Genomic DNA, 18,891 nt, shown 5'->3' with positions numbered 1-18,891 from the left:
ATGCGTAACGAAACCCGCCAGAAGTTCAACGAGTTCACCGGCAAGGTGGCCAAACTCAACGCCATCACCAGCGCCATGGTGCAGTTCAACGTGCAGCCGACCGTCCAGCAGACCTTGGAAACCAAGATGCAGGAGTCGGTCGCCTTCCTCGGCCTGATCAACGTCATCCCGGTCGATGAGATGAAAGGCCAAAAGGTCGGTATCGGCATCACCAGCACCATCGCCGGTCGCACCAACACCGACACCAAAGACCGCCAGCCCAACAGCCCGCACGGTCTCTACGACCAGAGTTACGAATGCGCCCAGACCAACTTCGACACCCAGATCGGCTACGGCCAGATCGATGCCTGGGCAAAATTCCCCGACTTCCAGACCCGTGTCCGTGACGCCATCCTCACCCGTCAGGGGCTGGACCGCATCATGATCGGCTGGCATGGCACCAGCGCCGAAGCCGACACCGACCGCAACGCCAACCCCTTGCTGCAAGATGTGAACAAGGGCTGGCTGCAGCACATCCGCACCGACGCCCCGGCCCAGGTCATGAGTGAGGGCACCGTAGGCAGCGGCAAGATCTACGTGGATACCGCTGACGGCGACTACAAAAACATCGACGCTCTGGTATTCGACGTTGTGAGCGAGCTGATCAAGCCCTGGTATCAGGACGATACCGATCTGGTGGTCATCTGCGGTCGCAAGATGCTCTCCGACAAATACTTCCCCATCATCAACGACGCGGGCGACAACCAGAACAAGCTGGCCGGTCAGGTGCTGGTGAGCCAGAAACAGATCGGCGGCCTCAAGGCCGTGCGCGTCCCCTTCTTCCCCGAAGACAAGCTGCTCATCACCAAGCTCAGCAACCTCTCCATCTACTGGCAGAGCGGGGCCCGCCGTCGTTACATCGAAGACGAGCCCAAGCGCAACCGCGTCGTCAACTACGAAAGCTCCAATGACGCCTATGTGGTCGAGGACTACGACTGCGCGGCCCTGGTCGAAAACATCGTCATGGGGCCGAATCCGGCCCCCGGCGCGTAAGGGGGTAGCATGACTCCCGCCCGTCGCCACCGCGAAAGAGCACTGGCCGCCCTGCAAGGGGCGGCCAATCCCCAGTTCGACCAACAACGCGCCAACGCCTACGAGCTGCAGCTGATGCAGCTGGCCGAACACCGCCGCACCCTCAAGAGCATCCAGAGCATCGAGCGCAAGATCGACGCCAAGCGCACCATGCTGCCCGTCTACAAGCCGTGGATTGATGGCGTGCTGGCCGCCGACCGGGGCGGTCAGGATGACGTCCTGGTCACCGTCATGCTCTGGACCCTCGACACCGGCGATCTGACTGGGGCACTGCCCATGGCCGACTACGTGATCCGCCACGGCCTGAGCACCCCCGATCGCTACGAGCGCACCGCCGCCACCCTGATTGCCGAAGAAGTGGCCGACACCGGCATCAAGCTGCAAGAAGCAGGCGCAGGCCCAAGCCTCGGCCTGTTATGCGCTTACCTCGAGCTCCTGACCCACTGCGACATCTTCGACCAGGTACGCGCCAAGCTGCACAAGGCCGTGGGCCGCGCAGCACTGGCCGAAGGCTTCAAGGAGCAAGCCGCCGAGCACTATCAACGCGCCATCGAACTGCACGACAAGGTGGGCATCAAGAAAGAGCTCGAAGTGCTGGAGCGGGAAATCAAGAAGCAAAAAGCCGCAGAGCTGCCAGTCGCCAGCGACGTAAGCGCCGCCTCTGTTACGGCACCGGCCAATGCCGAGGCCTGCCAAGAGCACGCCACCGAACAGCAAGGCCCCGCCCCCGGCGAGGCCAGCTAACCGAGCGAACCCCGCACCCTGGGCGGCTCGGGCCTGACGAATGCCAACGGCATACCAGACGGCCCGACCACCGCCCAACCACCGGGGGAAGGAGCAGCCATGACCTCAGGATTCATCCCCACCAATCCGGCCAGCAAAGACGAAGGCGAGATCAGCAGCGCCCCGTTCTGGCCGGTCATCAAACTGGCCGACCTGCGCGCTATCATGCGTACCGATGGCACCATCACCACCGAGCGGCTGCGCCATGCCGTGATCGACGCCATCGCCGCCGTCAACAGCGACCTGAGCGGCTGGGCCATCAACCGTCAGGGCGACGGTTACACCGCACTGGCCGACGTGCCATCAGAGAGCATCGCCACCGAATCCGTGCTGGTGCACTGGTATCGCCGCGCCGTCTACAGCATGGCCCGCGCCAACCTATACGAGCGCTACCTCGACAGCACAGCCACTGCTGACGCGGTCAAAGACGCCGAGCCGCGCAACCTCACCGCCGACGACCTCTATCGCGACGCCCGCTTTGCCATTCGCGACATCCTCGGCACTACCCACACCACGGTCGAGCTCATCTGATGCAGTTGCGCGCCCAACAGGGGGAAACCCTCGACCTCATCATCAACCGGCACTACGGCTACACCGCGGGCATCACCGAACAGGTGCTGACGCTCAACCCTCGGCTGGCAGAACTGGGGCCCATCCTGCCGATGGGTACCCTCATCACCCTGCCAGATGCCCCCACCCAGGCCGAAGCGCCCCTGATCCAGCTATGGGACTGACCCATGAGAGCACTGACATGAGCCGCCTCGACGACGAACTTGAACGACAGGCCGAGATCAGCGAGCTGCAACTCGCAGCCCGCATCCATGCCGCCCGCATTGCGGGCACCGGCCCCCACGACTGCATCGACTGCGACGACCCGATCCCGCAGGAGCGCAGAGAAGCCATCCGGGGCTGCGAACGTTGCACCGACTGCCAGACCCTTCACGAATTCCAAACCGCCCGCCACTACGGCGGCCAGCGATAACAACAGGAGAGCACGATGCCCGAACCCATCTCATCCAGTGCAGCAACCAGCACCCTCACCGGGCTGGCTCTGCTGTCACTCTTCCCCGGCGTAGATCCCGGCGTGCTCCTTGGCGCATTTGCCGGGGCGCTGGTCTTTATTGCCACCACCGCCGAACTCGGCAACCTGCGTAAGGCGGGCCTGTTCATCGCCGCCTTCGTTACCGGTGCACTGGCGGCCCCGCTGGTTGCCACCGTACTGGCCAGCGTCCTGCCGCAAAGCGTCGAAGTGCCCAAAGCCGTCGGCGCCCTGCTCGCCTCGGCGTTGGCCGTCCACCTGCTGCAGTGGGCCTTGCGCAAAGCGCCGGAAGACCTGCTCAAACTCCGCAAAGGGGGCTGACATGCTGACCATCCTCTACGCCATGATCTGCGCCGCCATCGCCATCCGACTGGCCACCTTCAACCGTAACGGGGGCGACTATCGCCCCATTCCGGCACTGTTGGCGTGGCTGCTCACCGTCGCCGCCGGGTCCGTGCCGCTGCGAGCCCTGCTCGGCGTGCTGCCTGTACCTGACCCCGCCGCCGTGTTGTTGGCAGCCATGGTGCTCACCGCCCTGATCGGTTCCCGCGGATCCGTCATGCGCCTGCTGCCAAGGCGCCGTCAACACCCCACCACAGCCAGCCACCTGAACGGGAGGTTTCAACCATGACCCTCAAAAAAGGAGCCATCGGCGCACCGGTGGCAGAACTGCAGCAACTGCTCACCAGGGCAGGCTACAAGGTGGCAGACGATGGCTGGTTTGGCGGTGCCACCGAGCAGGCCGTGCTCGCCTTCCAACGCGACCACCTGATTGTCGCCATCGGGCAGGCAGGGCCCCGCACCCTGGCCGCCCTGCGCGGGGCCGCCATCGGCAATCAGCTCACCATCACCGATCTGCAGCACGCCGCCGAACGGCTTGGCGTCGAGCTGGCCAAACTCGCCGCCTTCGCCCAGGTCGAGGCCGCCGGCGAAGGGTTCGACGACTGCCAGCGCCCGCGCCTGCTGTTTGAACGACATGTGTTCTTCAAGCAACTGGCCAAACACCAAGGGGAAGCCGAAGCCAACCGCCTCGCGGGCCTGTATCCGGCCCTGTGCAACACCAAGCGCGGCGGCTACCAGGGTGGCCCGGCCGAATGGGCCCGCCTGCAAACCGCCATGACCTTGCACCGCGCCGCCGCCATCGAGTCGGCCAGTTGGGGGATGTTCCAGGTGATGGGCTTCCATTGGCCCGCGCTGGGCTACGCCTCGGCAGACGACTGGCTGGCCGCCATGCAGCGCAGTGAAACGGAACACCTACGCGCCGTGGTCGGCTTTATCGAGCAGGACCCGGTGCTGCACAAGGCGCTCAAGGCGGGCAAGTGGGCCGACGTGGCCCGCCGCTACAACGGCCCCGCCTACAAAGAAAACCGCTACGACACCAAGCTGGCCGAGGCATACGACCACTTTACCAAGGTCTATCCGGTGAAGGAGGTGGCAGATGCCTCGGCCTAAGTGCGGTCACTTGGTAGGGAAAACCTGCACCAAGCTGGATGCGAAGTGTCTGGAATTGCGCTGGCTTGGTGGCTGCATGGTCTGCCCGTTCAGAGGATGTAACCAGAATAAGCCACAGCCCACCCCACAACCGAGGAAACCGTAATGGCATTACTACGCTCCCCCCTCACCTGGTTGCTGCTGGCCCTGACCGTCGCCCTGGGCGGTTGGGGCTGGTCTGCCACCTCAGCCGCCACGGCCAAAGGCCAGGTCACCACCCTGCAAAGCGACCTCAAGGCCGCCAGCGACAGGGCCAAAGAAGCAGAGCGGCGGGAACAGCTCAAAGATACCGCCATCACCACCCTCACCACCGAACTGACGGCCCGTGACGAGGCCACCCAGCAGCTGCAGGGCCAGCTCGACCAGCTGGCCCTGACCGCCGCCACCCGCGCCGATACCATCAAGAGGCTCAAACGTGAAAATGCAGAACTCAAGGACTGGGCAGCTCGCCCTCTGCCTGCTGCTGTTGTCGGGCTGCTCCAGCGCCCCGCCCTCACCGGCGCCGCAGATTATCAGGCTCACCTGTCCCGCCCCGGCACCCTGCCAGCTACCGCTGGCGGGCCCGGTCAATAACGGCGACCTGCTCGACATGCTGACCGCCACCGAATCCGCCTGGGCCACCTGCGCCGCCCGGGTCGATGCCGTGATCCAGTGCCACCGGAGGAACCATGCTCAAACCAGCCGCCATCCGTGACGTGATTGCCCGCTGCGTACCGCAACTGGCGCAGAATCCCGAAGGGCTGATCCTCACCGTGGGCGATGGCCGCATCGTCGCCACCGGCGCCCGTTCCCTCTCGTTCGAGTGGCAATACCCGCTTTCCATCGGCGTCATCGACTTTGCCGGCCACCCGGATCAGCTGGTCGTGCCGCTGCTGGCCTGGCTGCGCCAACACCAGCCAGAGCTGTTCACCAACGCGGAGAAGCGTGAGGATGCCATCAAGGTCGAGTCGGAGCTGCTGGCCGGGGATCTCTACGACCTGCTGATCACCGTCCAGCTCACCGAACGGGTTATCGTCACCAAAACGGAAGAGGGGATCGGCTGGGAGCACGTACCGGAGCCGCCAGAAGACCCCTACGACGGCATCACCTGGGAACTCTTTATCAACGGGGAGCACCAACCATGGCCGCCGACGCCCTCCAGCAACTAGGCCAGCAAGCCGCCGCCCTGCTGGGCCAGCTCTCCGCCGTCGAGCGGCGCAAGCTGGCCGCCGACCTTGCCCGCACCATGCGGGCCACCCAGGCTGACCGCATTCGCGCCAACAAACAGCCAGATGGCACCACCATGACCCCGCGCAAGCCGCAGCCCAAGCTGCGCGGCCGCAAAGGCGCCACCCGCCGCAAGATGTTCACCAAGTTGGTCAAGCCGGCATGGCTCAAGGCCACCGCCACCGCCAGCGAGGCCACCGTGGCATTCACCGGCAGCGCCAACCGGCTCGCCACGATTCACCACTTCGGCCTGCGCGACAAAATCAGGGGCAAAACCGTGCAATACCCGGAACGCCAGCTGATCGGCATCACCGACGCCGACATCGACCGCATTGAAGACGCCCTGCTCAAACACCTCACCGCCTCGTTGTAAAACCGCCGTTTACAACGCCAGCCGATAGCAAAGGGGGGCTGTGCCAAAACACACTCCCCCACATGAGCGCAAACCTGATCGACCTACTCCGCAAAATCGACGACCTGATCCGCATCGGCACTGTGACCGAGGTGCGATCCGGTGAATGCCGCGTCGACACCAAGGGCAACCACACCGACTGGCGGCCCTATCTGGTACTGCGCGCCGGTCGCACCCGCCGCCGCATGCGCCCGAGTGTCGGTGAACAGGTGATCCTGTTCAGCCTGGGCGGGGACCTGCGCAACGCCTTTGTGTTGGCAGGCATCTACCAGGACGCGCACCCCGAGCCGCTGGCCGACGATGACAACGGCGATCTCGACCGCATCGAATACCCCGATGGCGCAGTCATCGAGTACAACCCTGCCACCGGGGCGCTCAATGCCAGCGGCATCAAGAGCGCCACGCTCTCGGCCTCCGTCACCGTCAAGCTGATCACCCCCCTGGTGGAATGCACCCAGGCGCTCAAGGTCGGGAGCACCATCACCGCCGGCGGCAAGATCACCGCCCCCACCGCCAACATCGGCGGCATTGAAGTCACCACCCACAAACACGGTGGCGTCAGTACCGGCGGCGGCCAGACAGGGGGCCCGCAATGAACTGGCAGGGCATGAATGCCGACACCGGTCGCACCCTCAGCGAGACCGCCCACATCCTGCAATCGGTGCGCAACATCCTCACTACCCCGATCGGCACCCGCGTCATGCGCCGCGACTACGGCAGCGAGATATTCAGCCTCATCGACCAGCCCCAGCACGGCGCCACCCGCCTGCGCCTGATGGCCGCCACCGTGCACGCCCTCACCCTCTGGGAGCCGCGAATTCGCATCACCAAGGTCGAGATTGGCGCCCCTGAACTGGGCGGCGGCTGTGCCGTCACCCTCACCTGGCGCCGCACCGACAACGGACTGCTCGAATCCGGCACCGTCCAGCTACCGACCGGAGCAACCCCATGAACATCATCGACCTCTCAGCACTGGCTGCCCCGGACGCCGTCGAACCGCTCGACTTCGAAACCCTCTTTGCCGAGCGCAAGGCCGCCCTGATCGCCCTCTATCCGGCAGACCAACAGGCCGCCGTCACCGCCACCCTGGCCCTCGAGTCAGAGCCGATGACCCGCCACCTGCAAGAAAACGCCTATCGCGAGCTGATCCTGCGCGCCCGCATCAACAGCGCCGCCGTGGCCAACATGCTGGCATGGGCAGAAGAGGCCGACCTCGATAATCTGGTGGCAAACTGGGATGTCGAACGATTGACCGTCCAGCAGGGCGACGACACCGCCACCCCGCCGATCCCCACCATCATGGAAAGCGACGACGCCCTGCGCGAACGCGCCCTGATGGCGTGGGGTGCCATGAGCACCGCCGGCCCGCGCGGCGCTTACGAATTCTGGGCCCGCTCGGCCGATGGTCGCATCATCGACGCCAAGGCCATCAGCCCCAGCCCGGCCGTTGCCGTGGTCACCATCGTGAGCAGCGAGGGCGATGGCGCCGCCAGCGCAGAACTGATCGCCAGCGCCACCACCGCCTGCAGCGATGAAGACCGACTGCCGGTCGCCGACAGGCTCACCGTCCAGACCGCCACGATCTTGCCCTACACCATCACCGCCAAACTGCACATGGACCTTACCGGTGCCGAGGCAGAACTGGCCCTGGCCGCCGCCCGCACCGCCTTGGCCACCTGGGTCAACCAGCGCAAGCGCATCGGCGTGCGCATCGCCCGCTCAGGCATCGACGCCGTGCTGCATGTGCCTGGCGTGTCCTGGGTCGAGCTGGTCGGCTGGGCAGACATCGTCCCCACCGACACCCAGGCCGCCTACTGTACCGGCTACACCGTAGAGGCCGCGTGATGGACCTGCTGCCCCCCAACGCCACCCCTGCCGAACGCAGGCTGGCCACCGTCGCGGCCAATGCCTGCGATCTGCCGGTCGAGGTACTGCGCACCCTCTGGGATCCGCACACCTGCCCAGCCTGGCGCCTGCCCAGTCTGGCCGCCGAACGTTCGGTCGACCGCTGGGATGAGAACTGGCCGGAAGCCACCAAGCGCAAAGTCATCGCCAACGCCCCGTTTGTTCACCGCCACAAAGGCACCGTCGGCGCCCTTCGCCGCGCCGTCGATCCGCTCGGTTACCTGATCCGGGTGCTGCACTGGTATCAAGAGATCCCCACCGCCACCCCGGGCACATTCAAGCTCGACATAGGCGTGCTCGACACCGGCATCACCGAACAGATGTATGCCGAGCTGGAACGACTCATCGACGACGCCAAGCCGCTGACCCGTCACCTGACGGGGCTGGCCATCAGCATGGAAACCCGGGGTCCGCTCTATCTGGGAGCCGCCTGCTACCAGGGCGACGAGCTGACCATCTACCCCTACAGCCCTGAGGCCATCGAGCTCCGTGGCCAGCAGTGGAGCGGCGGCATCACCCACACCATCGACACCATGACCATTCAACCGCAACAGACAGGAGGTGCCGCTTGAGCGCCATCTACTCCGCCATCCTCACCAATGCAGGCCAGGCCAAGCTTGCCAACGCTCTAGCGATGGGAGTGCCGCTGAAAATCACCCACATGGCCGTCGGTGATGGCAATGGCAAGCCCGTCACGCCGAACGCCGCCCAGACAGCGCTGGTCAGGGAGCAGCGCCGCGCCCCCATCAATACCCTGTTTCAAGACCCTACCAACCAGTCGCAACTGGTCGCCGAGCAGATCATCCCGGAAAACGTCGGAGACTGGTGGATCCGCGAAGCGGGCATCTTTTCCGAAGATGGCACCCTGATCGCCATTGCCAACACCCCGGACACCTACAAGCCGTTGCTCAGCAGTGGCGCAGGCCGCACCCAGGTCATTCGCATCGTACTCATCGTCAGCGACACCAGCGCGGTCGAGCTCAAGATTGATCCAGCCGTGGTGCTGGCAACCCGCAAATATGTCGATGACGTGATGAAGGCACACAAGGAAAGTCGCGATCACCCTGACGCCAGCGAATTGGAAAAGGGATTTTCCCGTTTGGCCTCACAGCAAGAAGTGAATGAAACCGACCAAGCAAAACAAAAAACTGATGCGGTGGTCACAGTTAAAACCCTGTGGGGGTGGGTGATTCAGGGCAGCGAGTCGGTTCGCGGGATGTTCAGGGCGGCAACACAATCACAGGTCGATGCGGGTAGTGTCGATGATGCCGTGCTAACACCAAAGAAAGCCAAGAACGGATTTTCTATGGTGACAACGACTGGAGCAATGGCGCTTCGCCTTCCGTCGTGGCTTGGTAGTTGGTTAATACAGGGAGGGACCGGCGCCCCATCAGCCGGGTTTACCACGATCACATTCCCAATATCCTATCCAGCAGCTGATAGCTACGTCGCACTGTTTGGTCATCGGCAATCATTGTCACCAACTGGTCTTCAATCCACAGTTATTGACGACACGACGAGGGGCGCCGGTTCATTCCGTTGCCGCCAGCTCTATTTCGATGCAAACGGAATTGTTAATGGCGTGAGTGGTTTTTTTTGGTTTTCTTTCGGTAAGGGGGTCTGATTGATGCAGAGATATACATGGTCTCCGTCGATGGCGTCATTTAATGCTCATCACACTGATAATGTAGAGGTATCAAAAGATCTGTTTGATGAGCTTTTTGAGGGGCAGTCAAAGGGTATGCGCATCGTCAGCGCCCCTGACGGTATGCCAACTCTGGCCGAACCTGAGCAACCATCTGCTGAGTCGGTGGCGCTGATGGAGCAATCGCGCCGAGTGTCTGTAGCAACCCAGCAAATCGCCATCCTCAAACCAGCTGTCGATGGTGGCTATGCCAAACCAGAGCACACCAAACTACTGGCCGACTGGCAGCGTTACCGCTACGAGCTGACGCTGGTACCGGAGCAACCCGGCTGGCCAGAGCAACCGCAATGGCCTGCCGAACCGGACAAGGTCATCTGACCAAGCAAGTACCACCCCGCCCTGTGCGGGGTGTTTTCTTTCTGCCTGCCGTCACCCTGCCGCTGTTGTAAAGCGGCCATTTACAACGGCGCCAGCTCGCCCGTCGTGCGCCGCCCCTGCATCCTGACCGTGCTCATATTGATCACCTCCGTCCGGACACAGGAGAACCGCCACCATGGCACTCGACAGTTATCATCACGGCGTGCGCGTCGTCGAAGTCAACGAAGGCACCCGCACCATCCGCACTATCGCCACCGCCGTGATCGGCCTGGTCGCCCATGCGGATGATGCCGATGCGGCCGCCTTCCCGCTCGATAAAGCGGTCGTCATCACCGACGTACAAAAAGCCGTTGGCAAAGCCGGCACCCAGGGCACCCTGGCCAAAGCACTGCAGGCCATCGCCGACACCGTCAACACCCTCACCATCGTGGTGCGGGTGGCCAAGGGTGCCACCGACGAAGAGACCACCTCCAACGTCATCGGCACGGCGCTGCCCGATGGCAGCTTCACCGGCCTCAAAGCCCTGCAACGGGCCAGCTCCGCCACCGGCGTGACCCCGCGCATTCTCGGCGCGCCGGGGCTCGATACCCTGCCGGTGGCCACCGAACTGGCCGCCGTGGCGGTCAAGCTGCGCGCCTTCACCTACGTTTCAACCCACGGCTGCAACACCCCGACAGAGGCGCTGGCCTACCGCCAGAACTTCGGCCAGCGCGAAGTCATGCTGGTGCACGGTGACTTCAAAAAGTGGGATACCACCGCCAATGCCGAGGCCGCCATCTGGGCCACCGCCAAAGCCTTGGCCATGCGCGCCAAGATCGACAAAGAGGTGGGCTGGCACAAGACCCTGTCCAACGTCGCCGTCACTGGCGTGGAAGGGCTGACCAAACAGGTGTTCTGGAGCCTGCAAGACCCAGACACCGACGCGGGCCTGCTCAATGCCAACGATGTCACCTGCCTGATCCAGTCCGAAGGGTTCCGCTTCTGGGGCTCCCGCACCTGCTCCGATGATCCCCTGTTCCAGTTCGAGAACTACACCCGCACCGCTCAGATCCTCGCCGACACCATCGCCGAGGCCCATATGTGGGCGGTCGATAAGCCCATGACCCCCACCCTGGTCAAAGACATCATCGAAGGCATCAAGGCCAAGGGCCGCGAGCTGGTCAGCCTCGGTTATCTCATCGGGTTCGACTGCTGGTACAACGAGGAGGTCAACGACAAAGACACCCTCAAGGCCGGCAAGCTCTACATCGACTACGACTACACCCCCGTGCCGCCGCTTGAAAACCTCATGTTCCAGCAGCGCATCACCGACCGTTACCTGGTCGACTTCGCCGCCCGCGTGGCCGCCGCATAAGGAGCATCAACAATGGCACTCCCTCGCAAACTCAAGCACCTCAACCTGTTCCTCGACGGCGAGAACTGGATCGGCGTTGCCGAAGAGTACACCCCGGCCAAACTGACACTGAAACTCGAAGCCTACCGCGGCGGCGGCATGCCGGGGGCGGCCCATATCAACATGGGCCTCGATGATGGCGCCCTCGATACCGAATTCACCTTCGGCGGCTACGAAGCAGCCCTGTTCAAAAAGCAGCATCAGGCCAAGATTGACGGCGTCATGCTCCGCTTTGCGGGTTCCTTCCAGCGCGACGACACCGCCCAGGTCTCTTCGGTCGAAATCGTTCAGCGTGGCCGCATCAAAGAGCTGGATGGCGGCACCCTCAAAACCGGCGACAACACCCAGCAAAAGGTCAGCATGGCCAACACCTACTACAAGGTGACCGTCGACGGTGAAGAACTGGTCGAGATCGACCTCATCAACATGATCTGGAAAGTCGGCGGCGAAGACCTGATGGAAGAACATCGCAAAGCCATCGGCCTCTAACCCACCCAACCACCACCGGGCGGCGCTGCCGCCCGTGACCACATACTGATCAAGGAACACACCATGACTCAGAAAACTGTCACCCTAGACAATCCCATCCAGCACGGCGAGCAGACCATCAGTGAAATCGTCGTCCGCAAGCCCATGGCGGGGCAATTGCGCGGCCTCAACATGACCGACATCCTGCAGATGGACGTCAACGCCCTCTCCAAGCTGCTGCCGCGCATCACCAGCCCGGCACTGACCGAGGTGGACATCGGCGCCATGGACCCCGCTGACCTGATGCAACTGGGGCAGGAAGTAGCCGCTTTTTTGTTACCCAAGAAGCTGGCTTACCTCACTGCATAGACGACCTGATGGCAGATCTCGCCATCATCGCCCACTGGCCGCCATCTGAAATGGCGGCCATGGAGCTCGACGAGCTGATGGGCTGGCACCAACGCCTTGTTGAGCGATACAACCAAATCAACGGGGCAGACGAATCATGAGCACCCTCAAGTTACAAATCCTGCTCGGGGCGGTGGACAAACTCACCGCCCCCCTCAAGGCCGTCACCGGCCAAAGCCGCATCACCGCCAAAGACCTCGCCGACACCAAAGCCAAAGTTCGCGATCTGGAAAAACAGAGCGGCCAGGTTGACGGCTATCGCACTCTCGGCAAGCAGATAGGCGCCACCCGGGCAGAGCTGACCCAAGCGCAGCAAACCGCCCAGCGCATGGCCAAAGAACTGGCTGCCACCGCCAACCCCACCAAAGCCATGACCCGTGAACTGGAAAGGGCCAAAGGGGCCGTGCGTGACCTGACCAACAAAGAGCGTGAGATGGTCAGCCGTCACGGCGCCATGAAAGCCGCGATGCAGCAGGCGGGCATCAACACCCGACAGCTGAGCCAGCACCAGCGCCAGCTCAAATCCGATTTGACCGCCACCACCGCCCAGCTCGAACAACAGCGCAGCAAGCTGACCCAGGTCGCCGCTCAGCAAAAACGCATCGCCCAGGTGAAGGCCAACTACGACAAGACGATGGCGATGCGCGGCACCATGGCAGGCTATGGCGCCGCCGGCATGGCCACCGGCGCGGCGGGCCTCTACAAGATCAACTCCATCGCCTCGGTCGGCCTCGACTTCGACGCCCAGATGTCAAAGGTGCAGGCTCTCACCCGCCTGCAGAAGGACAGCGCAGAGCTGGCCATGCTCCGCCAACAAGCGCGGGATCTCGGCGCCTCGACCAGCTTCACCGCCATGGATGCGGCGCAGGCTCAGGGATTCTTGGCAATGTCGGGCTTCAACCCGAAACAGATTAAGGCGGCGATGCCGGACATGCTCGACCTTGCCAAAGCCTCTGGCGTGGGGCTGGACCAGACCGCCGACATCGCCTCTAACATCCTCAGCGCCTTCAAGATGGAAGCGGCCCAGATGGGCAGGGTCAGCGATACGTTGGCGCTCACCATGACCACCTCAAACGTAGACCTCAACATGTTGGCGGAAACCATGAAATACATGGGCCCCATCGCCAACAAGGCAGGCATGAGCCTTGAAGAAGCGGCCGCCGCCGCTGGCTTGCTGGGGAACATCGGTATTCAAGGGTCAAACTCGGGTACCGCCCTACGCGCCATGCTGAACCGGCTGGCTGGGCCGACCAGCAAAGCCGACAAGTTGATGAAAAGTCTGGGAGTGACCACCAAAGACGCCAGCGGCAACATGCTCAACATCGTGGACATCATGGCCCAGGTCGCCAAGCAAACAGAAAAGATGGGCAACGCTGACCAGTTGGCCGCGTACAAAGAGATCTTTGGCGAAGAGGCGGCATCAGGGATGGCCGAGCTCATCGGCCAAGCCGGGGCCGGCGGCTTCGCCAAATATGCCGCCATGATCCGGCAGCAGAGCAAAGGGGTCGCCAAAGAGATGGCAGCCGTGATGGGCGACAACGCCCGCGGCGATCTGGACAACATGACCTCGGCATGGGAAGACCTCAACATCCAGATGCTGGAAACCCAGAACGGGCCACTGCGCGGCCTGATCCAACAGGTGACCAGCATGACCCAGGCCGCTGGCGCCTGGATGCGAGCCAACCCTGAACTCACCGCCACCCTCACCAAAGTGGCCGCCATCACCGCCGTGGCCGCTGCAGCCGGTGGCTCGCTGCTGCTGATAGTCGCTGGCCTGCTGGGGCCGCTGGCCATGTTGAAATTTGCGCTTGGCGGCACACTGGTCAGGCTCGGTGGATTATTTCTCTCGACCAACAAGACAGCCGAAAGCATGTCGATGTTCTCCCGAATAATGGCACTCAACAGCCGCATGGCCGCCCCGCTGCTGGCTAAATGGGCTGCCTTGGGCAATGCCATCAAGGGGCTATCCTTCGCCAAGGTCGGGGCGGGCATGAACGCCATGCTGACTACCATCACCAACCTACCAACCAAGATCGGCGCCATGACAGCCGCCACCTGGCGCTATATCACGGCGCAATGGGCGGCATCAAAAGCGACCGCTGCCACCAAGTTCACATCAATGATAAGCGGGATCAGGGCGGCCACCGCGGCCACCTCTGCCTATGTCGCCGCCAATGGCGTCATGGGCACCTCCATGAACCTGCTCAAGGGCGCAGCCAGCGGCACGATCTCCCTGCTCAAGGGCGGCCTGGTGGGTGCCCTGAGGCTGGTAGGTCAGACCATCGCCGTTGTCGGCAGGCTGCTGCTGATGAACCCCATCGGCCTGCTGGTCACTGCCATCGGTCTCGCCGCCCTGACCATCTACCGCTACTGGGAACCAATAAAGGCCTTCTTCTCGGGCTTCTTCCAGGGGCTCAAAGAGGGGCTTGGGCCGGTCGCAGCCGTGTTCACGCCCGCGTTTGAGGCGATGGCCGGCGCCCTCAGCCCACTCAAGCCGATATGGGATGGGATCAGCAGCGCCCTTGGCTCGGCGTGGGAATGGGTGACCAACCTGCTAACCCCCATCAAAACGACCCAACAAGAGCTGGACGGCGCAACCAACGCCGGTAAACGCTTTGGGCTGTGGCTGGGCGGCCTGGGCAAATCATTCATCGATGTGATTGCCGACTTCACCAAATTTGGCGCTGACTTGATAGATGGCCTGATCAAGGGGATATCTGATAAGTGGGCAGAGCTGAAAACCAAGATCGCCGCCATGACAGACCTGCTGCCTGATTGGTGGAACGGCGGTTCGGAGGTGAAAGCGTCGGTAGAGAACGCATCAACAGCACCCGCAGTGCAGGCGGGAAAAGAGGGCGGGTTTGCCGGTTTTTACGATAAGGGCGGTCTGATCCCGGCTGGGAAATGGGGGATCGCTGGGGAAAATGGGCCAGAAGTGGTAAAAGGCCCCGCCAGCATAATCAGCCGCCGTCACACTGCAGCCATGGCATCAGCGGCCATGCTGGCCAGTATGCCACTGGCTGCCATGCAACCGCATCAGGATGCCACCCGCACCATCCGCGAACAGGTAGTGCCTGCAGCGCTACGCCAGCCTGCAGATACCGTCCGCACCATCCGTGAACAGGTCATGCCTGCCGAGCTACGCCATCCAGCAGATACGGCCCGCACCATCCGCGAACAGGTCATGCCTGCTGAACTGCGCCAACCTGTTGAGGCTGCCCAAACCATCCGCGAGCAAGTAGTGCCTGCCGAGCTGAACCGGCCAGCCAATTCATACAGCAGGCCAGGCCCGCGCATCGTCGAAACGCCAAAGTTGGCGCCAGCAAGGGGCGACACCAATATCCACATCAGCGCCCCAATTCACATCGCCCAGCAACCTGGGCAATCAAGCGTCGATGTAGCGCAAGAGGTGCGCCGTGAGCTGGACCGCCGCGAACGGCAGGCATCAGCGCGCACCCGCGCCAGCCTGCGCGACAACAGCTAAGGAGGCAGCATCATGATGATGACCCTGGGATGGTTCGTGTTCCAGCGCTCCACCTTCGCCCCCCAGTCACAACAGGATGAGCGATCATGGCGTCACCCGGGTAACCCCCGGGTCGGCGCCCGTCCAGCCTACCAGTTCACAGGGCCAGATGACGAAACCACCGTGTTCTCCGGCACCCTCTACCCTGAGCTGACAGGCGGGCCCGTCTCCCTCGACCTGCTCCACGAAATGGCCGACACCGGCCAGGCCTTCCCCCTGATCCAGGGGGATGGCGTGATGCGGGGCTATTTCGTCATCGAGCGCACCAGCGTCACCCGCTCAGAATTCTTCTCTGATGGCACCGCCCGCAAGATTGAATTCACCATGAACCTCAAGCGCGTGGACGACGACGAGACGAGCCTGGGCAACAAACTGCTAGGTCGTGCCATCGGCGGCATCGCCAGTCGGCTGGGAATCAGCAACATCGTTGGCACCGTTGGCAACAAGATCGGGGGCCTGCTGTGAGCCTGATAGATAACGCGCTCTCTGCTGTCAGCAGCAACCTGACCAGCCAGCTGGGGCAATTCAGCGTCACTGGCGCCGACCACAAGGCCCCGGCTTACCAACTGCTGATCGACGGCAAGGACGTATCCGCCACCATCCGCCCCCGCCTTGGTGGCATGACCATCACCGACAATCGCGGGTTTGATGCCGACACCATCGACATCGAACTCGACGACAGCGACGGTCAGCTGGCCATGCCGCGCCGGGGCGCCAGAATGCGCGCCCTGATCGGCTGGCAGGGGCAGCCGCTGGTTGATAAAGGGGAGTTCACCATCGACGAGGTGGAGCACTCAGGCACCCCGGACAAGCTCACCATCCGGGGCAAGTCAGCTGACCTGCGCGGCAGCCTCAACAAACTGCGCCAGACCAGCTATCACCAGCAGACTGTCGGCAGCATTGTCGACACCATCGCCCAGCGCCACGGCCTCACCCCCGCCTGCGCCGAGCGCTTCAAGGGCATGCTGATCGACCACATCGACCAGCAGAACGAAAGCGATCCCGCCTTCCTCACCCGCCTGGCCGGCCAATGCGGCGCCCTGACCACCATCAAATCGGGTCGGCTGCTATTCATCGGCCAGGGCAAGGGGCTCACCGCCAGCGGCAAACCGCTTCCCTCCGTCACCATCACCCGCCAGGACGGAGATCAGCACCGCTTCGCCGTGGCTGACCGTGACGCTTACACCGGCGTATCAGCCAACTGGCACGACCCGAAGAAGGCTGCCACCAAAGGCTCAACCCTCAAGCGCAAACGCAAAACCAAGCCAAAGCCGGAGCAGGCACTGCCCAGCGACACCACCGTCGACAAAGAGGGCCGCGAACTACTGATCGGCGACAGCGAGAACGTCAAGGTGCTGCGCCACATCTATGCCAACCAGACCAACGCCCTGCGCGCCGCCCGCGCCGAGTGGGAACGCCTGCAGCGTGGCGTCGCCGAGTTCGAGATCACCTTGGCCACCGGCCGCCCCGAGCTCTACCCGGAACAACCCACCACCGTCAGGGGATTCAAGCCGCAGATCGACGAGGCAGGCTGGGTACTGACCCGGGTCGTGCACAGCCTGACCAACAGCGGCTACACCAACAACATCAACCTCGAAGTTGCCATCGACGACCTGCCGGAAGTGACCGAGTAACAGCAGCAAAAACAAAAGGCGGCAGAGCCAACGCTCTGCCGCCTTTCTCGATCATCAAATTTCTCTGCCGCCACTTTGCCGCCACTAGGTAGCATAAAAACTTAAGGCGACCCGCTTGGGTGGCCTTAAGTCATTGAATTAGTTAATGGTGCCCGGGGTCGGACTCGAACCGACACGTATTGCTACGGCGGATTTTGAATCCGCTGCTACTACAGACAACTATCCATATTGCCAAAGCTGTGGACATATGGTGGACACAAAAACAATAAATTTCAATTAAATCATCACTTTACAGATACAAAAAAGGAGGCCTGAGCCTCCTTTATTTTTATAACAGAGCTGGATTAGACCAGAGCTGCTTTAGCTTTTTCAACCAGGGCGGTGAAAGCCAGCTTGTCGTGAACGGCGATATCGGACAGGATCTTGCGATCGATCTCGATGGAAGCCTTCTTCAGACCGTCGATCAGACGGCTGTAGGACAGGCCGTTCTGACGGGCTGCAGCGTTGATACGTGCAATCCACAGTTGACGGAACTGACGCTTCTTCTGGCGACGGTCACGGTAGGCATACTGACCAGCTTTGGTTACCGCTTGTACCGCTACGCGGTAGACACGGGAACGGGCGCCGTAGTAACCCTTGGCGGCTTTCATTACTTTCTTGTGACGAGCGCGAGCGGTCACACCACGTTTAACTCTTGGCATTTTTCACATCCCCCCTTATGCGTACGGCAGACAAGCGACAACACGTTTGTGGTCGGCAGCAGAAACAAAGAACTTCGGTCCCAGCTGACGCTTACGCTTACTGCTCTTCTTGGTCAGGATGTGACGCAGGTGGTTATGCTTGCACTTGAAGCGACCTGAGCCAGTCTTCTTGAAGCGCTTTGCGGCGCCCCGGTTGGTTTTCATCTTCGGCATTTCATACTCCGCATTGTGAGTGACAACAAAATCGCAAGGCGAACCGACTCATGGGGCCAGCCCCATGAGTCAATTTCTTGTGGGCCTTAAGATTTCTTCTTGGGTGCGAGAACCATCACAGCTTGACGGCCTTCGACTTTCGGGAACGATTCGACTACGGCCAGCTCTTCCAGATCGTTCTTGACGCGCTCGAGAACCTTGATACCAAGATCCTGGTGGGCCATTTCACGACCACGGAAGCGCAGGGTGACCTTTGCCTTGTCCCCGTCTTCCAGAAAGCGAACCAGGTTGCGTAGTTTTACCTGATAGTCGCCTTCGTCGGTGCCAGGACGGAATTTGATTTCCTTGACCTGGACGACTTTCTGCTTTTTCTTCTGTTCTTTGGTGGTCTTGCTCTTTTCGTAGAGGAATTTGCCGTAATCCATGATCCGGCAAACGGGCGGCTCAGCGTTCGGACTGATCTCGACCAGATCCACTCCAGCCTCAAGGGCCAAGTTCAGCGCATCCTGAATGGAGGTGATGCCAATGGCTTCACCATCCAGACCAGTCAGACGAACTTCTTTCAGACGGATCTCTTCATTGATCCGGTGAGCGCGGGCTTGCGGTTGCTTGCCCAGTTTT

The 18,891-nt window shown here is 62.3% G+C and carries 29 protein-coding genes; 25 read left to right on the top strand and 4 right to left on the bottom strand.

The window, feature by feature from the left end; translation table 11 throughout:
- The 22 genes from ACPW74_RS08650 to ACPW74_RS08545 all read left to right on the top strand — a co-directional run bounded on the left by ACPW74_RS08650 (position 1) and on the right by ACPW74_RS08545 (position 12,300).
- Positions 1 to 1,032 carry a phage major capsid protein, P2 family gene (locus tag ACPW74_RS08650; RefSeq protein ID WP_139742199.1) on the top strand — a complete coding sequence of 344 codons (1,032 nt, stop codon included), beginning with the start codon at positions 1 to 3 and terminating at the stop codon, positions 1,030 to 1,032.
- 9 nt (positions 1,033 to 1,041) lie between these two features.
- Positions 1,042 to 1,815: a phage terminase small subunit gene (gene gpM / locus ACPW74_RS08645; protein ID WP_139742200.1), complete on the top strand. Its 774-nt coding sequence runs from the start codon at positions 1,042 to 1,044 to the stop codon at positions 1,813 to 1,815.
- Between the two features lie 99 nt (positions 1,816 to 1,914).
- Positions 1,915 to 2,385 carry a head completion/stabilization protein gene (locus ACPW74_RS08640; protein WP_102949082.1) on the top strand — a complete coding sequence of 157 codons (471 nt, stop codon included), beginning with the start codon at positions 1,915 to 1,917 and terminating at the stop codon, positions 2,383 to 2,385.
- The gene (locus ACPW74_RS08635; RefSeq protein ID WP_010672984.1) at positions 2,385 to 2,588 is read left to right on the top strand and encodes a tail protein X; all 204 of its coding nucleotides are present in this window, start codon (positions 2,385 to 2,387) and stop codon (positions 2,586 to 2,588) included. Before ACPW74_RS08640 ends, ACPW74_RS08635 begins: the two co-directional genes overlap by 1 nt.
- 17 nt (positions 2,589 to 2,605) lie before the next feature.
- Entirely contained in the window at positions 2,606 to 2,836 is a 231-nt protein-coding gene (locus ACPW74_RS08630) for a TraR/DksA C4-type zinc finger protein (protein ID WP_319861639.1), read from the top strand.
- A 15-nt stretch (positions 2,837 to 2,851) separates the two neighbouring features.
- Complete coding sequence (locus tag ACPW74_RS08625) at positions 2,852 to 3,214, top strand: putative holin (RefSeq protein ID WP_010672982.1); 363 nt, start codon at positions 2,852 to 2,854, stop codon at positions 3,212 to 3,214.
- A 1-nt stretch (position 3,215) separates the two neighbouring features.
- The gene (locus ACPW74_RS08620; protein ID WP_010672981.1) at positions 3,216 to 3,524 is read left to right on the top strand and encodes a phage holin family protein; all 309 of its coding nucleotides are present in this window, start codon (positions 3,216 to 3,218) and stop codon (positions 3,522 to 3,524) included.
- Positions 3,521 to 4,345, top strand: coding sequence for an N-acetylmuramidase domain-containing protein (locus ACPW74_RS08615; RefSeq protein ID WP_425858938.1), 825 nt, complete (start codon positions 3,521 to 3,523; stop codon positions 4,343 to 4,345). Before ACPW74_RS08620 ends, ACPW74_RS08615 begins: the two co-directional genes overlap by 4 nt.
- Positions 4,346 to 4,489: 144 nt before the next feature.
- Entirely contained in the window at positions 4,490 to 4,957 is a 468-nt protein-coding gene (gene lysB, locus ACPW74_RS08610) for an Rz-like lysis system protein LysB (protein ID WP_102949077.1), read from the top strand.
- Positions 4,851 to 5,078 (top strand): Rz1-like lysis system protein LysC, encoded by a 228-nt coding sequence (gene lysC / locus ACPW74_RS08605; protein WP_232097862.1) that lies wholly within the window; start codon positions 4,851 to 4,853, stop codon positions 5,076 to 5,078. Before lysB ends, lysC begins: the two co-directional genes overlap by 107 nt.
- On the top strand, positions 5,053 to 5,532 hold the full coding sequence (locus ACPW74_RS08600) for a phage tail protein (protein ID WP_103858609.1): 480 nt from the start codon (positions 5,053 to 5,055) through the stop codon (positions 5,530 to 5,532). Before lysC ends, ACPW74_RS08600 begins: the two co-directional genes overlap by 26 nt.
- Complete coding sequence (locus tag ACPW74_RS08595; protein ID WP_425858936.1) at positions 5,505 to 5,963, top strand: phage virion morphogenesis protein; 459 nt, start codon at positions 5,505 to 5,507, stop codon at positions 5,961 to 5,963. Before ACPW74_RS08600 ends, ACPW74_RS08595 begins: the two co-directional genes overlap by 28 nt.
- A gap of 62 nt (positions 5,964 to 6,025) precedes the next feature.
- Complete coding sequence (locus tag ACPW74_RS08590) at positions 6,026 to 6,598, top strand: phage baseplate assembly protein V (protein WP_425858935.1); 573 nt, start codon at positions 6,026 to 6,028, stop codon at positions 6,596 to 6,598.
- Complete coding sequence (locus tag ACPW74_RS08585) at positions 6,595 to 6,954, top strand: GPW/gp25 family protein (RefSeq protein WP_425858933.1); 360 nt, start codon at positions 6,595 to 6,597, stop codon at positions 6,952 to 6,954. The genes ACPW74_RS08590 and ACPW74_RS08585 overlap by 4 nt, the downstream gene beginning before the upstream one ends.
- On the top strand, positions 6,951 to 7,847 hold the full coding sequence (locus tag ACPW74_RS08580; protein ID WP_425858931.1) for a baseplate J/gp47 family protein: 897 nt from the start codon (positions 6,951 to 6,953) through the stop codon (positions 7,845 to 7,847). Before ACPW74_RS08585 ends, ACPW74_RS08580 begins: the two co-directional genes overlap by 4 nt.
- Entirely contained in the window at positions 7,847 to 8,479 is a 633-nt protein-coding gene (locus tag ACPW74_RS08575; protein ID WP_425858929.1) for a phage tail protein I, read from the top strand. Before ACPW74_RS08580 ends, ACPW74_RS08575 begins: the two co-directional genes overlap by 1 nt.
- Positions 8,476 to 9,531 (top strand): phage tail protein, encoded by a 1,056-nt coding sequence (locus ACPW74_RS08570; RefSeq protein WP_425858927.1) that lies wholly within the window; start codon positions 8,476 to 8,478, stop codon positions 9,529 to 9,531. Before ACPW74_RS08575 ends, ACPW74_RS08570 begins: the two co-directional genes overlap by 4 nt.
- A 30-nt stretch (positions 9,532 to 9,561) precedes the next feature.
- Positions 9,562 to 9,930, top strand: a complete 369-nt coding sequence (locus tag ACPW74_RS08565) for a tail fiber assembly protein (protein WP_425858926.1) — start codon at positions 9,562 to 9,564, stop codon at positions 9,928 to 9,930.
- Between the two features lie 175 nt (positions 9,931 to 10,105).
- A complete protein-coding gene (locus ACPW74_RS08560; RefSeq protein ID WP_425858924.1) occupies positions 10,106 to 11,284 on the top strand; it encodes a phage tail sheath protein in 1,179 nt (392 codons plus the stop codon).
- A gap of 12 nt (positions 11,285 to 11,296) precedes the next feature.
- Positions 11,297 to 11,812: a phage major tail tube protein gene (locus ACPW74_RS08555; RefSeq protein WP_425858922.1), complete on the top strand. Its 516-nt coding sequence runs from the start codon at positions 11,297 to 11,299 to the stop codon at positions 11,810 to 11,812.
- A 63-nt stretch (positions 11,813 to 11,875) separates the two neighbouring features.
- Positions 11,876 to 12,160 carry a phage tail assembly protein gene (locus ACPW74_RS08550; RefSeq protein ID WP_425858920.1) on the top strand — a complete coding sequence of 95 codons (285 nt, stop codon included), beginning with the start codon at positions 11,876 to 11,878 and terminating at the stop codon, positions 12,158 to 12,160.
- Between the two features lie 8 nt (positions 12,161 to 12,168).
- Positions 12,169 to 12,300 (top strand): GpE family phage tail protein, encoded by a 132-nt coding sequence (locus ACPW74_RS08545; protein WP_010672967.1) that lies wholly within the window; start codon positions 12,169 to 12,171, stop codon positions 12,298 to 12,300.
- 11 nt (positions 12,301 to 12,311) lie between these two features.
- On the opposite strand, the gene ACPW74_RS08540 is transcribed toward ACPW74_RS08545, so the two are convergent.
- Positions 12,312 to 12,758, bottom strand: coding sequence for a hypothetical protein (locus ACPW74_RS08540; protein WP_425858918.1), 447 nt, complete (start codon positions 12,756 to 12,758; stop codon positions 12,312 to 12,314).
- Here ACPW74_RS08540 and ACPW74_RS08535 point away from each other — a divergent pair.
- From ACPW74_RS08535 to ACPW74_RS08525, 3 genes are read left to right on the top strand one after another with little or no spacing between them, the layout of a single operon-like run.
- The gene (locus ACPW74_RS08535; protein ID WP_425858917.1) at positions 12,729 to 15,683 is read left to right on the top strand and encodes a phage tail tape measure protein; all 2,955 of its coding nucleotides are present in this window, start codon (positions 12,729 to 12,731) and stop codon (positions 15,681 to 15,683) included. The two genes, ACPW74_RS08540 and ACPW74_RS08535, sit on opposite strands and share 30 nt — an antisense overlap.
- A 12-nt stretch (positions 15,684 to 15,695) precedes the next feature.
- Entirely contained in the window at positions 15,696 to 16,187 is a 492-nt protein-coding gene (locus ACPW74_RS08530) for a phage tail protein (RefSeq protein WP_103858596.1), read from the top strand.
- Entirely contained in the window at positions 16,184 to 17,356 is a 1,173-nt protein-coding gene (locus ACPW74_RS08525; RefSeq protein WP_161646703.1) for a phage late control D family protein, read from the top strand. Before ACPW74_RS08530 ends, ACPW74_RS08525 begins: the two co-directional genes overlap by 4 nt.
- A gap of 344 nt (positions 17,357 to 17,700) precedes the next feature.
- Here the strand turns inward: ACPW74_RS08525 and rplT are convergent, their stop codons facing one another.
- From rplT to infC, 3 genes are all read right to left on the bottom strand, one after another.
- Positions 17,701 to 18,057 carry a 50S ribosomal protein L20 gene (rplT, locus tag ACPW74_RS08520; RefSeq protein WP_010674800.1) on the bottom strand — a complete coding sequence of 119 codons (357 nt, stop codon included), beginning with the start codon at positions 18,055 to 18,057 and terminating at the stop codon, positions 17,701 to 17,703.
- A 15-nt stretch (positions 18,058 to 18,072) separates the two neighbouring features.
- A complete protein-coding gene (gene rpmI / locus ACPW74_RS08515; RefSeq protein WP_005300673.1) occupies positions 18,073 to 18,270 on the bottom strand; it encodes a 50S ribosomal protein L35 in 198 nt (65 codons plus the stop codon).
- A gap of 86 nt (positions 18,271 to 18,356) precedes the next feature.
- Positions 18,357 to 18,887, bottom strand: coding sequence for a translation initiation factor IF-3 (gene infC, locus ACPW74_RS08510; protein WP_185219337.1), 531 nt, complete (start codon positions 18,885 to 18,887; stop codon positions 18,357 to 18,359).
- Positions 18,888 to 18,891 lie beyond the last annotated feature (4 nt).

Origin of the sequence: Aeromonas sp. INTO2 (genome assembly GCF_049860605.1) — a bacterium.
Classification (GTDB): Bacteria; Pseudomonadota; Gammaproteobacteria; order Enterobacterales; family Aeromonadaceae; genus Aeromonas; species Aeromonas caviae.
This window is presented reverse-complemented; position numbering and strand designations above follow the sequence as displayed.

Coding starts and splice junctions, on each gene's coding strand:
- ACPW74_RS08650 (WP_139742199.1), top strand. CDS start 1: ATGCGTAACGAAACCCGCCAGAAGTTCAACGAGTTCACCGGCAAGGTG.
- gpM (WP_139742200.1), top strand. CDS start 1,042: ATGACTCCCGCCCGTCGCCACCGCGAAAGAGCACTGGCCGCCCTGCAA.
- ACPW74_RS08640 (WP_102949082.1), top strand. CDS start 1,915: ATGACCTCAGGATTCATCCCCACCAATCCGGCCAGCAAAGACGAAGGC.
- ACPW74_RS08635 (WP_010672984.1), top strand. CDS start 2,385: ATGCAGTTGCGCGCCCAACAGGGGGAAACCCTCGACCTCATCATCAAC.
- ACPW74_RS08630 (WP_319861639.1), top strand. CDS start 2,606: ATGAGCCGCCTCGACGACGAACTTGAACGACAGGCCGAGATCAGCGAG.
- ACPW74_RS08625 (WP_010672982.1), top strand. CDS start 2,852: ATGCCCGAACCCATCTCATCCAGTGCAGCAACCAGCACCCTCACCGGG.
- ACPW74_RS08620 (WP_010672981.1), top strand. CDS start 3,216: ATGCTGACCATCCTCTACGCCATGATCTGCGCCGCCATCGCCATCCGA.
- ACPW74_RS08615 (WP_425858938.1), top strand. CDS start 3,521: ATGACCCTCAAAAAAGGAGCCATCGGCGCACCGGTGGCAGAACTGCAG.
- lysB (WP_102949077.1), top strand. CDS start 4,490: ATGGCATTACTACGCTCCCCCCTCACCTGGTTGCTGCTGGCCCTGACC.
- ACPW74_RS08600 (WP_103858609.1), top strand. CDS start 5,053: ATGCTCAAACCAGCCGCCATCCGTGACGTGATTGCCCGCTGCGTACCG.
- ACPW74_RS08595 (WP_425858936.1), top strand. CDS start 5,505: ATGGCCGCCGACGCCCTCCAGCAACTAGGCCAGCAAGCCGCCGCCCTG.
- ACPW74_RS08590 (WP_425858935.1), top strand. CDS start 6,026: ATGAGCGCAAACCTGATCGACCTACTCCGCAAAATCGACGACCTGATC.
- ACPW74_RS08585 (WP_425858933.1), top strand. CDS start 6,595: ATGAACTGGCAGGGCATGAATGCCGACACCGGTCGCACCCTCAGCGAG.
- ACPW74_RS08580 (WP_425858931.1), top strand. CDS start 6,951: ATGAACATCATCGACCTCTCAGCACTGGCTGCCCCGGACGCCGTCGAA.
- ACPW74_RS08575 (WP_425858929.1), top strand. CDS start 7,847: ATGGACCTGCTGCCCCCCAACGCCACCCCTGCCGAACGCAGGCTGGCC.
- ACPW74_RS08565 (WP_425858926.1), top strand. CDS start 9,562: ATGGCGTCATTTAATGCTCATCACACTGATAATGTAGAGGTATCAAAA.
- ACPW74_RS08560 (WP_425858924.1), top strand. CDS start 10,106: ATGGCACTCGACAGTTATCATCACGGCGTGCGCGTCGTCGAAGTCAAC.
- ACPW74_RS08555 (WP_425858922.1), top strand. CDS start 11,297: ATGGCACTCCCTCGCAAACTCAAGCACCTCAACCTGTTCCTCGACGGC.
- ACPW74_RS08550 (WP_425858920.1), top strand. CDS start 11,876: ATGACTCAGAAAACTGTCACCCTAGACAATCCCATCCAGCACGGCGAG.
- ACPW74_RS08545 (WP_010672967.1), top strand. CDS start 12,169: ATGGCAGATCTCGCCATCATCGCCCACTGGCCGCCATCTGAAATGGCG.
- ACPW74_RS08530 (WP_103858596.1), top strand. CDS start 15,696: ATGATGATGACCCTGGGATGGTTCGTGTTCCAGCGCTCCACCTTCGCC.
- rplT (WP_010674800.1), bottom strand. CDS start 18,057: ATGCCAAGAGTTAAACGTGGTGTGACCGCTCGCGCTCGTCACAAGAAA.
- rpmI (WP_005300673.1), bottom strand. CDS start 18,270: ATGCCGAAGATGAAAACCAACCGGGGCGCCGCAAAGCGCTTCAAGAAG.